This window comes from Arthrobacter antioxidans (assembly GCF_023100725.1).
Classification (GTDB): domain Bacteria; phylum Actinomycetota; class Actinomycetes; order Actinomycetales; family Micrococcaceae; genus Arthrobacter_D; species Arthrobacter_D antioxidans.
This window is the reverse complement of sequence record NZ_CP095501.1, coordinates 569,180-582,514: the sequence shown is the minus strand read 5'-3', so window position 1 is coordinate 582,514 and position 13,335 is coordinate 569,180. Positions and strand designations below refer to the sequence as shown.

Here is a 13,335-nt window from a genome sequence, read left to right as displayed (position 1 = left end):
CCCGGAGGCGTTACTTCCCGGAGGCCGCCGGGACGAGCGTCCACAGCACCACGGCCTCCCGGCCGTCCGGGTTGAGCCACGTGTGGGGCTCCCTGCCCGGGAAGGTGAGGGTGTCGCCGGCGCCGAGGTCGTAGCGGTCGTTCGGGAAGATCAGCACGAAGCGCCCCTCGACCACGTGCAGGGTCTCCACCTCGCAGTCCACCGCGTAGAGCTCGTCCTCGCCCCGACCATGGGGTTCGACGACGGCGCGGATCACCTGGAGCCGGCGCTCCGAGCGCGCCGTCAGGAGCCGTTCGTTGATGCCCTGCCCGCCCAGGCTGATCCGGGGGGCGTCCGCGAGCCGCGTCAGGTGGGTCTCGGGCACCAGGAACAGGTCCCCCACGGAGATCGACAGCACCTGGCACAGCGTCACGAGCGAGGCGACGGACGGCGACGTCAGGTCCCGCTCCACCCTGCTCAGGAACCCCTTCGTCAGGCCCGTGGAGTCGGCGACCTGCTCGATGGTCATGCGCTGGGACTGCCGTGCGGCACGGATCCGGGATCCGATGGCCACCGGAGCGTTGGTGGGTTCGACGGGCAGGGCCTTCATGCGTGTCCTCTCCTACGGCGGCAGCCCTCACGCCGCGGGGGCGGACGGCCTGCGCGCGTGCCACGATTGGCGCGTGAGCCGCGTCACGAGTAGCTTACAGGGCAACAATAGTTGCCCCTAGGGCACCCGATCGGTCCAGCCCACCAAAGGACTCACTCATGCAAGCACTCAACATCGCCATCGTAGTGGCCTATCTCGTTGCCATGCTCGGCTTCGGGTGGTGGGGCAAGTCCCGCACCCGCAACGCCAGCGACTACCTCGTGGCCGGACGGCGCCTCGGACCGTTCCTCTACACCGGCACCATGGCCGCCGTCGTCCTGGGCGGCGCCTCCACCGTGGGCGGGGTGGGGCTCGGCTACCAGTACGGCATCTCCGGCATGTGGCTCGTCGTGGCCATCGGCACCGGCGTCCTGCTGCTCAGCCTCCTCTTCGCGCCCACCATCCAGAAGCTGAAGATCTACACCGTCTCGCAGATGCTCACCCTGCGGTACGGCCACCGCGCCACGCGGGTGTCCGGGATCGTCATGCTCGCCTACACCCTCATGCTCTGCGCCACGTCGACGGGCGCCTACGCCACGATCTTCGTGGTGCTCTTCGGCTGGGACCGCGCGCTGTCCATCGCCGTCGGCGGAACGATCGTCCTCATCTACTCCACGATCGGCGGCATGTGGTCCATCACCCTCGCCGACATGGCCCAGTTCGTGATCAAGACCATCGGCGTCTTCGCCCTCATGCTGCCCTTCTCCCTCGCTGCCGCCGGCGGCTTCGACGGCATCGCCGACCGCGCCGGCGACGAGTTCTTCAGCATCACCGGCATCGGCGCACAGAGCATCGTCACCTACTTCGTGGTCTACACGCTGGGCCTGCTGATCGGGCAGGACATCTGGCAGCGCGTCTTCACCTCCCGGACGCCGGAGATCGCCCGCTGGGGCGGTTCCGCCGCCGGCGTCTACTGCATCCTCTACGGCGTCGCCGGCGCCGTGATCGGCATGAGCGCCAGCGTCGTCCTACCCGCGATCGAGTCGAAGGACGACGTCTACGCGGACATCGCCCTGAACGTCCTGCCGATCGGCATCGGCGGGCTGGTCCTCGCGGCCGCCGTCGCCGCGATGATGTCGACGGCGTCCGGCGCGCTGATCGCCGCCGCCACCGTGGCACGGACCGACGTGGTGCCGTTCGTGGCCGGCTGGTTCGGGAAGGGCGGCGGCGAGCGCCCGACGTCCGAGCACGACGTCGCATCGAGCCGCTGGTGGGTCCTCGGTCTCGGTGTCGTGGCGATCATGCTCGCGGTGGTCGTCCAGGACGTCGTGGCCGCCCTGACCATCGCGTACGACATCCTCGTGGGAGGGCTCCTCGTCGCGATCCTCGGCGGCCTGCTGTGGCGCCGCGGCAACGGGATCGGCGCCGGCGTGTCCATGGCGGCGGGCACGCTCGTCACCCTCGGCGTCATGGCCTACCTCGAGCTCACCGCGGAGAACCAGTACGACGGCGTCTATGCGAACGAGCCGATCTACTGGGGTCTCGGGGTGTCCGCGATCGTCTACGTCGCGGTCTCGCTGGGCACCCGGGCCACGGATCCGGTCGTCATGGAGGCGTGGGACCGCCGGGTCGCCGGCGACGTGCCGGAGGATGTGCCGGTGACCGCGGCACGCTGACGGTCGGACGCGAGAAGGGCTCCCGGCCGCGGCCGGGAGCCCTTCCTTCGTCGACGGGGGAGCCTGAGGCCTCAGTGTCCCACGGAGGACGATCCCCGGTGACGGCCGGCGGGACCGGCGTCATCGGCGCTGCCGGCCGGGCCGGTGGGCAGGCCGTCGTCATCGTCGTCGAGCCCTTCGGTCCTGCGCCCCTGCGCGGTGGGGCGCTCGTCGGCGTCGTCGATGGCCGCCAGGGCGGCCGCCTTCTTGGCCTCCTGCTCCTCCTTGGGGGTCGAACTCAGGCCGTGGCCCGTCTCGTCGAGGGCCGTCTGCACCTCGGCGTCCTCGACCTCCTCCCGGGTGATCTCCTCGTCCTTCTCCCCGTTCCAGGCCTTGATGGCCGCCCAGATGACCGCGGCGACCGGGACGGAGAGGATGGCACCGATGATGCCCGCCAGGATGGTGCCGGCGGTCAGGGCGAACAGGATGACGAGGGCGTGCACCTGCAGCGTGCGGCCCATGACCACGGGCTGCAGGAAGTTGCCCTCGAGCTGGTTGACCACGATGACCACGATGATGACGATGAGCGCGACGAATGGTCCGTTGGCCACGAGCGCGATCAGGGCCGCGAGGACACCGGCGAGCGTCGCCCCGACGAGGGGGATGAAGGCGCCGACGAAGACGATCGCGGCCAGCGGGAGGGCGAGCGGGACCCCGAGGACCAGCAGCGCACCGCCGATGAACACGGAGTCGACGAGAGCCACGATCGCCGTACCGCGCACGTAGCCGCCCAGGACGGCCATGCTGCTGTAACCGACCCGACGGGCCTTGACGAGGCGCTTGCCCTTGAAGGCGCGCAACATGAACGCCCAGATCTTCTCGCCGTCCTTGAGGAAGAAGAACAGGATGACCACCATGAGCAGGCCGCCCGCGAAGAAGTTCCCTGCCGCACTGAGGCCCGAGATGGCACCTGCACCCACGGTACTGCTCGTGGCGAAGTCGACCGCCGCGTCCCGCGCCTGCTGGATCTGCGCGTCGTCGATCGGGATGGGGCCGTTCTGCGCGAACGCGTAGAGCTCGTCGAAGCCCTCCGTCGCGGAGGACACGAGCTCACCGGCCTGCCCGACGACGGCGAACACGATGCCGGTGATGAGCCCGCCGAAGACGAGCAGGAGCAGCAGGAAGGCCGCGGTGGTGGCGGTGGACGGGCCCCAGCCCTTCCGTCGGAGCCAGTTCACGAAGGGCCCGATCGCGGCCGCGAGGATGATCGCGAGCAGCATCGGGATCACCACGAGCTGCACCTGGATCAGTGCGTACACGGCCACCACGCCCAGGATCAGCAGCAGGAGCACCTGCGCCGCCCGGATGCTGGCGTTCCCGAGGCTGTCACGCCAGGGGCCCTTCGCGGGGGGCGTTGCCGCCCGCACGTCGGTTGACTCGGTCATCGACCGTCACCTTTTCCTTCGGCCCGATGGCCATCGTTGATCAGTTGGGAGCGCACCTCGCGGCGGAGGACCTTGCCGATCAGCGATCGGGGCAGGTCCTCCATCTGCACGATGATGCGGGGGACCTTGTAGGCGGCGAGCGCGCCGCGACATGAAGCCCGGAGGGCCTCGACGTCGAGGGCGGCGCCCGGCGCGAGGACGACGGCGGCGGCCACGTCCTCGCCTCCGCCGGCTCGCGGGAGTCCCACCACGGCGGTGTCGGCGACGCTGGGGTGCGTCCGCAGGATGCCCTCCACCTCGCTCGGCGAGACGTTGAAACCGCCCGTGATGATGAGTTCCTTGATGCGGTCCACGATCGTCAGGAAGCCGTCGTCGTCCATCCGGACGATGTCCCCCGTCCGGAACCAGCCGCCGTCGAGCAGGGTGTCCTCGGTCTCGTCCGGTCGCCGCCAGTAGCCCTGGAACACCTGGGGGCCCTTCAGGAGCAGCTCCCCCGCCTCGCCCGGGGCGCGGTCCGTGCGAGGGTCCTCCGGATCGACGATGCGGACGTCGGTCCCGGGGAACGGCACCCCGATCGTGCCGGGCCTCCGGGTGGGGCCGATCGGATTGCCGGCCGAGATGGGGGACGTCTCCGTGAGCCCGTACCCCTCGATGAGGTAGCCGCCCGTGGCCGCCTCCCAGGTCTCCACCGTGGCCTGCGGGAGGTTCATGGCCCCGGAGATCGCGAACCGGATACTGCTGAGATCCACCCCGCGCTCGGCCGCGCCGGCCGCGAGCCGGTCGTAGATGGGGGGCACGGCCGGCAGGAACGTGGGCGGGCTCCTCCGGACGGCGTCGAGCACCAGCGGCACGTCGAAGCGCGGGAACAGGACGAGCTTCGCGCCGATGCTCACGGCGAAGGTCACGCACAGCGTCAGCCCGTAGGCGTGGAACATGGGCAGGACGGCGTAGACGGTCTCGCGGCCCTCGTCGAGGCCCGGCACCCAGGCCCGCCCCTGGGCCGCGTTCGCCAGCAGGTTCCGGTGCGTGAGGATGGCACCCTTGGGCACGCCCGTGGTGCCGCTCGTGTACTGCAGGACCGCCGTGTCCTCCGCCGAGGGCCGGGGGTGCCGGTCCGGCAGCGGCCGGTGATGGAGCAGCTCCCGCCAGGCGATGACCTTCCGGGGGCCGGTCAGCTTCTCCTCGGTGGTGAGCGCGGCCTTCGCCTCCCGCGCGCGGCGTAGGGGCAGCTTCAGCGCGAGCCGGCGCGAGACGGGCATGGCCCCGATGAGGTCCACCGACACCACGGAGGTCACGGGGATGTCGGCCGGCAGCCGCTGCACGCGCGGCACCACCCTGTCCCACACGACCGCCACCGTGGCGCCGTGGTCCTCGAACTGGTGCCGCAGCTCGCGGTCCGTGTAGAGCGGATTGTGCTCGACGACGATCGCGCCGAGGCGGAGCACCGCGTAGAAGGCGACGATGTGCTGGGGGCAGTTCGGCAGCACGAGGGCCACGCGATCCCCCGCCGAGACGCCGAGGGACCGCAGGCCCGCCGCCGCGCGGGCCACCGCGGCGCCCAGCTCCTCGTAGGTCGTCGTGGCGCCGAAGAACTCGAGGGCCGCGCGGGGGCCGTGGGCCGCCACCGACGCGTCGAGGAGGTCGGACAGCGTGCCCTCGGGCACGCTGAAGGACCGGGGCACACCCGGCGCATAGCTTTCGACCCAGGGGCGGGCTGCCAGATCCATAAGCCTGCTTTCTGTTATCCGTCCGACTGTATCGCGCGGTCGGTGCGTTCCTGTACTCGAACATACCGCCGGCGCCCCGGGAGCCGGCGACGACGGACACCGCCCCATCCGGTAGCATTGTCGGTCGAAGGGGAGTAGCTCCGCACCCATGGGTGCGCGGCCTGTCGACATACTGGCGCCATCGGCGCCCGGCAGTCCACCGGTGGAACCGGCGAGCGAGACCTTCGGCCGATATGACGCATCTGTGGTCCCGGCCGAAGTCTTCCGCTTCGGACCGGGGTGCGCACATGCCCGAGCAACCGGAGCATCCCCTTGAACACCCCCCGGAACGACCCCGAGAACACGCCCGCACGCCCCCCGTCCCGCGACGACGTGAAGCGCTGGCGCCAGTACCTCGCGGACGAGCGCGCCGAGGCCGCCACCTACCGCGATCTCGCCCGGCGCAGGACCGGCGAGGAGCGCGAGATCCTGCTCGGCCTCGCGGAGGCCGAGGGCCGCCACGAGGCGCACTGGCTCGAACTCCTCGGCGACGACGCCGGACGGCCCCTGCGGCCCTCCGTCCGCAACAGGCTCCTGGGCGTGCTCGCACGGCGCTTCGGCTCCGTCTTCGTCCTCGCCCTCGCCCAGCGGGCCGAGGGCCGCTCCCCCTACGCGTCCGAGCCTTCGGCCACGAGCGCGATGGTCGCCGACGAACAGATCCACGAGGAGGTGGTGCGCGGCCTCGCGACCCGCGGCCGCAACCGGCTCTCGGGCAACTTCCGTGCCGCGGTGTTCGGCGCGAACGACGGCCTCGTCAGCAACCTCGCACTGGTCATGGGCATCGGCGCGACCGGCGTCTCGACGTCGTTCATCCTGTTCAGCGGGCTGGCCGGCCTGCTCGCGGGCGCGCTCTCGATGGGTGCCGGCGAGTACGTGTCCGTCCGGTCCCAGCGCGAGCTCCTGTCCGCCACGCGCCCCACGCAGATCACACTGACGGCGGCCAAGGAACTCGACATCGCCGCGAACGAGCTCGTGCTGGTGTACCGGGCGAGGGGGATGACGCCCGCCGCCGCGGAGCACCGCGCGTCGGAACGCCTGGGCCTGCTCGGCTGCGACTGCGACCCGAGCTTCTCGCTCCAGCCCGAGGAGGACGACGCCGTCGACGAGCACGAGACGGTCGGCACCGGCCTCGGGGCCGCCGCCTCGAGCTTCTGCTTCTTCGCCTCCGGGGCGATCATCCCGGTCCTGCCGTACCTGCTGGGCCTGAGCGGCATGCTCGCCGTCGTCGTCGCCTGCATGCTCGTGGGACTGGCGCTGATGGCGACCGGCGCCGTCGTCGCCCTCCTGTCCGGCGCCTCGCCGCTGCGGCTGGCGCTGCGGCAGCTGGGCATCGGGCTCGGCGCCGCCGCGGTGACCTACGGACTCGGCCTGCTGTTCGGCACCTCTGTGGCATGACCCCGCGCACCGGCCGGATCGGAAGGAGCCGGGGAACCGCGTGCGCCCTGCGCGAACGCCGTTCCCCGGCGATCGCGGCGGTGCTGCAATGGTCCGTATGGACGAGCAGGACGCTCTCGACGCGTACTCGGCGGCGGTCGTGCGGATCGCCGAGTCGACACTGCCATCGGTGGCGGCGGTCTCGGTGCGTACCGCCCGCGGCGCGGGGGCAGGCAGCGCGTCCGTCATCTCCACGGAAGGCCACCTGCTGACGAGCGCGCATGTGGTCGCCGGCGCGCAGCGGACCGAGGTCGCGTTCGGCGACGGATCCGTCCTCCCCGCACGCGTCGTCGGCAGGGATCCGTTGTCGGACCTCGCCGTCCTCGCAGCGGAGGGCAGCACTCCCCCGCCGGTGCCGTGGGGGGATGCGACCAGGCTCCGCGTGGGGCAGCTCGTGGTCGCTCTCGGCAACCCGCTCGGGCTGGCAGGCAGCGTGACCGCGGGGATCGTGTCCGCGCTCGGCAGATCGCTGCCCACGCTGTCGGGGCGCGTCGTGGACGAGGTCATCCAGACCGACGCGATCCTGAATCCGGGCAACAGCGGAGGCGTGCTCGCCGACAGCGCCGGCCGCATGGTCGGCGTCAACACCGCCGTCGCCGGCATAGGGCTCGGCCTGGCCGTGCCGATCAACCCGACCACCCGTGAGATCATCGACGCGCTCATCACCCGGGGCCGGGTGCGGCGTGCATGGCTGGGGGTGGTCGGAGCCCAGATCACCCTCTCCCCCGAGCTCGCGGCCCGGGTCGGATCGCGCACCGGGATGCAGGTGGCCTCCGTCGTCGCGGGCAGTCCTGCCGCGGGCGCCGGGGCACGGGCCGGTGACGTGGTCGTGTCACTCGACCACGCCGCGGTCCGCAGCGCGACGGGCATCCAGCGGCTGATGGTGGAGACGGCGATCGGCCGCCGCATGGAGATGACGGTGTGGCGCAACGGCGCCCTGGTGGACATCGTCGTGCACCCGGAGGAACTGCGCACCCCGTGAGGAACGGGGCGTCCGCCCGGGACGCGCCTACGCGGGGTCGTGCTGCTGCAGGACGTAGTCCTCGAGTTTCCCGAGGGTCGCCTCGATGCTCGCGGGGTGCCGGCGCGTGAAGCCCGTGAGCCTGAACACGAACCGCCACCGCACGGCGCGTCCGTCCCACTCCTCGCGCACGAGCGTCCCGCCGTCCCGGGGTTCGAGCGTGTACCGCCAGACGTGGGCGGAGAAGTGCCGCCAGGCGATCCGGCGACCCTCCTCGAACTCGACCACACGGTTCAGGATCTTGTAGGAGGCGCCCATCGTCATGTCCATCCCGAACTTCGCGCCCAGCGACAGGCGGGCCGGCCCGTTGGGCTGCTCGCCGCGGACCGTCCCGGACCCGTCGATGACACTGTGCAGCGCCGGTGTCGCGAGGACCTCGAAGATGCGGTCGGCGGGCGCCGCGATGAGGCGTTCCCTGGAGATGAGGTAGGCGGAATCCGTGCCGGGCGTCGTCGTCATACCCTCATTCTGCCCGCTCCCGGGGTCCGACGCCGAAGGGCCCCCGCGAGGAGGACCCTTCGGCGTCGGAGCGTGCTGCGGTCAGGGCTTCAGGAGCACCTTGATGGCGCGGCGCTCGTCCATGGCCTTGTAGGCCTCCGCGGCGTCCTCGAGGGGCATCTCGACGTCGAAGACGCGGCCCGGGTTGATCGTCCCGTCGAGGACGTCCTTCAGCAGTTCCGGGATGTAGGTGTGGGCCGGCGCCATCCCGCCGCCCACGGTGATGTTCTTCGCGAAGAGCACGCCGATGGGCAGTTCCGGTCCGCCGGCGGGGACGCCGACGAAGCCCAGGTGTCCACCGGGGCGCGTGCTGCGCAGCGCCTGGTCCATCGACTCCTTCGTGCCCACGCATTCGAGGACGGAGTCGGCGAGGACTCCCCCGAGCAGCTCGCGCACCTTCTCCACGCCCTCGTCGCCGCGCTCGGCGACGATGTCCGTGGCGCCGAACTCGCGGGCGAGCTCCTGCCGGTCGGCGTGGCGTGACATGGCGATGATGCGCCCGGCCCCCAGGCGCTTCGCGGCGAGGACCCCGCACAGGCCCACGGCGCCGTCGCCCACGACGACGACGGTGCTGTCCGGGCCCACGTTCGCGGACACCGCGGCGTGGTGGCCGGTGGACATCACGTCGGAGAGGGTCAGCAGGCTCGCCGTCAGGGCGGCGTCGGGCTCGGTCACGCCGTCCACCTTCCGCAGGGTGCCGTCGGCCTGCGGGACACGCACGGCTTCGCCCTGGGCGCCCTGCACGAAGTCGCCGTGCTCGTCGGTGCTGCCCCAGCCCACCAGGTGGTCGCATGCCACGGTCACGCCGTTGAGGCACTGCGGGCACGTGCCGCAGCTGTCCACGAACGGCGCGATCACGAAGTCGCCTACTGCGACGTCGCGGACGTCGTCGCCCACCGACTCCACGACGCCGACGAACTCGTGGCCGATGGCCTTGGGTTCCTTCGTGGGCCGGACCCCGCGGTACGGCCAGAGGTCGGAGCCGCAGACGCAGGATGCCGTGACCTTCACGACGGCGTCCGTGGGACGGATGATGCTCGGGTAGTCCCGGTCCTCGACCCGGATGTCGCCGGGCCCGTGGATGATGGTGGCGCGCATGGTGATCTCCTAGAAGCTTGCTTGACGCAATCGATTGTCCCCTTCGGTCACCTTACAAGCCGCGCACGGGCGGGCTCTACCGCCGCCGCCCGTCCACCGCCTCCTTGAACTGGTGCTCCAGTTCCTCCAGGCTCTTCCCGCGGGTCTCGGGGATGTGGCGGCGGGCGAAGACGATCGCGGCGACACCGAGGACCACGAACACGAAGAAGGTGTACGAGATGCCGATGGCGTCCATGAGGATCGGGAAGCTGAGGCTGACAGCGAAATTGACCATCCACAGGACGAAGACCGCCGCGCCCATGCCGAGGCCCCGCAGCCGCATGGGGAAGATCTCGGACAGCATGAGCCAGGTCACCGGGGAGATCGCGCCCTGCTGGAAGGCCAGGAAGGTGACGGTGAGGGCCAGGACCAGGAAGCCCCGGGTCGTGCCCTCGGGCACCAGGAGGGAGACGAGGCCGATGGCGAGCAGGGCCGACGTCGTCCCGATCTGCCCGACGAGGATCATGGGGCGGCGCCCCACCCGGCCGAGCAGCCAGATGCCGACGAAGGTCGCCGCGACGGAGATGATCCCGTTGGCGATGTTCGCGGTGAGCGCGGCCTGCGTCCCGAACCCTGCGACCTCGAGGATCCGCGTCCCGTAGTACATGATCGAGTTCACGCCGGTGATCTGCTGGATGACGGCGAGACCGAGGCCGACGACGACGATGCGGCGGAGCCAGGGCTGGCGCAGGTCGCGGATGCTCGCGCGGTCCTGCCCGCGGTCCTCGACGGCCAGCGCCTTGAGTGCGGCGAACTCGCCCTGCGCGGCGGCCGGCGGGCGGAGGGTCTCCAGGACCCGCAGGGCGGACCCGAACGCGCCCCGCGCCGCGAGCCAGCGGGGGCTCTCCGGCACGAAGTACATACCGATCCAGAGGCCGATGGCCGGCAGCGTGGCCAGGACGAGCATCCACCGCCAGATGCCGTGGCTGTCACCGAAGAAGCTGCCGAGGAAGGCGCTGCTGCTGAACGCCAGGAGCTGGCCCGTCACGATCATGAGCTCGTTGCGGGTCACCACCTGCCCGCGGCGGGCGGCCGGGGAGAGTTCGGCGAGGAAGATCGGGACGAGCACCGAGGCCCCGCCGACCGCCAGCCCGAGGACGAGCCGCGAGGCGACCATGACCGTGACATCGGGGGCGAGGGCGGAGCCGAGCGTTCCCCCGAGGAAGACGGCCGCGAGCACCATGAGCATCCGGCGCCGTCCGTAGGCGTCGGCGAGCCGGCCCCCGGCGAGGGCACCGAACGCGGCGCCGAAGACGAGCGAGCTCGCAACGAGGCCTTCGGTGAAGGCCGTGAGGCGGAGATCGTCCACCATGAACGGCAGCGCGCCGTTGATGACGCCGGTGTCGAACCCGAACAGCAGGCCGCCGAGGGTCGCCACCCAGGTGGCGCGTCGGAGGTGTCGGCGCTGCCGGTGCCCGTCGTCGACCGCCGTGACGGCGGTGCCGTTCCTGGTCAGGCTGCTCATGCCCTCAACTCCTGCTGGTGATCGTCCCCTGGTTCCGGTGATGGGGCCACCGGTCCCTCCCACGCGAAAGCCTCCCCCGCATGCATGCGGAGGAGGCTTGTCGGATCACGGGGATCAGAGTGTCGCGTAGACCTCGCGGAGGAGCTTGGCGGTCTCGGACGGCGTCTTGCCGACCTTGACGCCGGCAGCCTCCAGGGCTTCCTTCTTGGCCTGCGCGGTCCCGGCCGAACCGGAGACGATCGCGCCGGCATGGCCCATGGTCTTGCCCTCGGGAGCCGTGAAGCCCGCGACGTAGCCGACCACGGGCTTGGTGACGTTCGCCTTGATGAACTCGGCGGCGCGCTCTTCGGCGTCCCCGCCGATCTCGCCGATCATGACGATGGCCTTGGTCTCGGGGTCCGCTTCGAACGCCGCGAGGGCGTCGATGTGCGTGGTCCCGATGACGGGGTCGCCGCCGATGCCGATGGCCGTCGAGAAGCCGAGGTCACGGAGCTCGAACATCATCTGGTAGGTCAGCGTGCCGGACTTCGAGACGAGGCCCACGCCGCCCTTGCCCGTGATGTTCGCCGGGGTGATGCCCACGAGGGACTCGCCGGGCGTGATGATGCCCGGGCAGTTGGGGCCGATGATGCGGGTGATCTGCCGACCGTCGGCGTCGACCTTCGACTGGGCGAGGGCCCAGAACTCGGCCGAGTCCTGCACGGGGACACCCTCGGTGATGACCACGACAAGCCCGATGCCGGCCTCGATGGCCTCGACGACGGCGTCCTTCGTGAAGGCCGGCGGGACGAAGACGATCGACACGTCGGCGCCGGTCTCCTTCTTCGCCTCCTCGACCGTGCCGTACACGGGGAGGGTGACGTCGCCGTGGGTCACGGTGGTGCCTGCCTTGCGGGCGTTGACGCCGCCGACCACCTGGGTCCCGGCCTTCAGCATGAGGGCGGTGTGCTTGGTGCCCTCGCCGCCGGTGATGCCCTGGACGATGACCCTGGAGTCCTTGTTGAGGTAGATAGACATGTGGGGAACCCTTTACTTTCCGTTGGCCAGCGCGGCGGCCTTGTCGGCGCCTTCGTCCATGGTGTCGGCGAGCGTGACCAGCGGGTGGTTGGCGTCGGCGAGGATGCGGCGGCCCTCCTCGACGTTGTTGCCGTCGAGGCGCACCACGAGGGGCTTGTTGGCCTCGTCGCCGAGCATCTCGAGGGCCTTGACGATGCCGTTGGCGACGGCGTCGCACGCGGTGATGCCGCCGAAGACGTTCACGAAGACGCTCTTGACCTGCGCATCGTTGAGGATGACGTCGAGGCCGGCGGCCATGACCTCGGCCGAGGCTCCGCCGCCGATGTCGAGGAAGTTGGCGGGCAGCACGCCGCCGTGGGCCTCGCCGGCGTAGGCGACGACGTCGAGGGTGGACATGACGAGCCCGGCGCCGTTACCGATGATGCCGACTTCGCCGTCGAGCTTGACGTAGTTGAGGTCGTGCTCCTTGGCCTTGGCCTCGAGCGGATCGGTGGAGTCCGTGTCCTCGAGCGCGGCATGGTCCGCGTGGCGGAACCCGGCGTTCTCGTCGATCGTGACCTTGCCGTCGAGCGCGAGGATGTCGCCGTTCCCGGTCTTCACCAGCGGGTTGACCTCCACCAGCGTGGCGTCCTCCTTCACGAAGACGTCCCACAGCTTGAGGATGGCGTGGACGACGCCCTCGCGGAGTTCGGGGGCGAAGCCTGCGGCGTCGACGATCTCCTCGGCCTTGGCCTGGTCGATGCCCGTGCCGGCGTCGACGGCGATGCGTGCGAGCGCATCGGGGCGTTCGACGGCGAGCTGCTCGATCTCCATGCCGCCCTCCACCGAGCACATGGCCAGGTAGTTGCGGTTGGAGCGGTCGAGCAGCACGGAGAAGTAGTACTCCTCGGCGATGTCGGCGCCCTGGGCGATCATCACCTTGTGGACCGTGTGCCCCTTGATGTCCATCCCGAGGATGTCCGACGCGTAGGCGAAGGCCTCATCGGGGGTCTTGGCGACCTTGACGCCGCCGGCTTTGCCGCGACCGCCCACCTTGACCTGGGCCTTGACGACCACGACACCGCCGATCTTCTCGGCTGCTGCTCTGGCTTCTTCTGGGGTCTGCGCCACGATGCCGGCCAGCACGGGAACCCCGTGTGCCTCGAAAAGATCGCGCGCCTGATATTCAAACAGGTCCACTTAGCTAGTGTCCTTCTACGTCGAAGTAGGTTTACAAGAGGGAACTTTAGCCCCTCGGGCCCGAGGCCTTCCCCAGACTATCGGTTTCGTGAGGAAGGCCACACTTCTATCTCCTGTAGAAATTTGCGCCCGGGGGTCGGGAACTGCTAT

At 70.6% G+C, this 13,335-nt stretch carries 11 protein-coding genes; 3 read left to right on the top strand and 8 right to left on the bottom strand.

The window, feature by feature from the left end:
* Nucleotides 1-10: 10 nt before the first annotated feature.
* Nucleotides 11-589 carry a helix-turn-helix domain-containing protein gene (locus tag MWM45_RS02795; protein ID WP_043444482.1) on the bottom strand — a complete coding sequence of 193 codons (579 nt, stop codon included), beginning with the start codon at nt 587-589 and terminating at the stop codon, nt 11-13.
* Nucleotides 590-747: 158 nt separating this feature from the next.
* On the opposite strand from MWM45_RS02795, the gene MWM45_RS02790 reads away from it, so the two are divergent.
* Nucleotides 748-2,244 carry a sodium:solute symporter family protein gene (locus MWM45_RS02790; protein WP_247828028.1) on the top strand — a complete coding sequence of 499 codons (1,497 nt, stop codon included), beginning with the start codon at nt 748-750 and terminating at the stop codon, nt 2,242-2,244.
* A gap of 71 nt (nt 2,245-2,315) precedes the next feature.
* Here the strand turns inward: MWM45_RS02790 and MWM45_RS02785 are convergent, their stop codons facing one another.
* Complete coding sequence (locus MWM45_RS02785; RefSeq protein ID WP_336296689.1) at nt 2,316-3,668, bottom strand: AI-2E family transporter; 1,353 nt, start codon at nt 3,666-3,668, stop codon at nt 2,316-2,318.
* The gene (locus MWM45_RS02780; protein WP_247828027.1) at nt 3,665-5,395 is read right to left on the bottom strand and encodes a long-chain-fatty-acid--CoA ligase; all 1,731 of its coding nucleotides are present in this window, start codon (nt 5,393-5,395) and stop codon (nt 3,665-3,667) included. Before MWM45_RS02780 ends, MWM45_RS02785 begins: the two co-directional genes overlap by 4 nt.
* 312 nt (nt 5,396-5,707) lie before the next feature.
* Here MWM45_RS02780 and MWM45_RS02775 point away from each other — a divergent pair, with 312 nt between their 5' ends.
* A complete protein-coding gene (locus tag MWM45_RS02775) occupies nt 5,708-6,829 on the top strand; it encodes a VIT1/CCC1 transporter family protein (RefSeq protein WP_247828026.1) in 1,122 nt (373 codons plus the stop codon).
* 97 nt (nt 6,830-6,926) lie between these two features.
* Entirely contained in the window at nt 6,927-7,850 is a 924-nt protein-coding gene (locus MWM45_RS02770) for a S1C family serine protease (RefSeq protein ID WP_418909719.1), read from the top strand.
* Nucleotides 7,851-7,877: 27 nt separating this feature from the next.
* On the opposite strand, the gene MWM45_RS02765 is transcribed toward MWM45_RS02770, so the two are convergent.
* From MWM45_RS02765 to sucC, 5 genes are all read right to left on the bottom strand, one after another.
* Complete coding sequence (locus MWM45_RS02765; RefSeq protein WP_052274214.1) at nt 7,878-8,348, bottom strand: SRPBCC family protein; 471 nt, start codon at nt 8,346-8,348, stop codon at nt 7,878-7,880.
* Nucleotides 8,349-8,429: 81 nt separating this feature from the next.
* Nucleotides 8,430-9,485: a zinc-dependent alcohol dehydrogenase family protein gene (locus MWM45_RS02760; protein ID WP_247828024.1), complete on the bottom strand. Its 1,056-nt coding sequence runs from the start codon at nt 9,483-9,485 to the stop codon at nt 8,430-8,432.
* Between the two features lie 76 nt (nt 9,486-9,561).
* The gene (locus tag MWM45_RS02755) at nt 9,562-10,989 is read right to left on the bottom strand and encodes a sugar porter family MFS transporter (protein ID WP_247828023.1); all 1,428 of its coding nucleotides are present in this window, start codon (nt 10,987-10,989) and stop codon (nt 9,562-9,564) included.
* A gap of 114 nt (nt 10,990-11,103) precedes the next feature.
* Nucleotides 11,104-12,006 carry a succinate--CoA ligase subunit alpha gene (sucD, locus tag MWM45_RS02750; RefSeq protein ID WP_043444492.1) on the bottom strand — a complete coding sequence of 301 codons (903 nt, stop codon included), beginning with the start codon at nt 12,004-12,006 and terminating at the stop codon, nt 11,104-11,106.
* A 12-nt stretch (nt 12,007-12,018) separates the two neighbouring features.
* Nucleotides 12,019-13,185, bottom strand: a complete 1,167-nt coding sequence (gene sucC / locus MWM45_RS02745) for an ADP-forming succinate--CoA ligase subunit beta (RefSeq protein WP_247828022.1) — start codon at nt 13,183-13,185, stop codon at nt 12,019-12,021.
* Nucleotides 13,186-13,335: the final 150 nt, after the last annotated feature.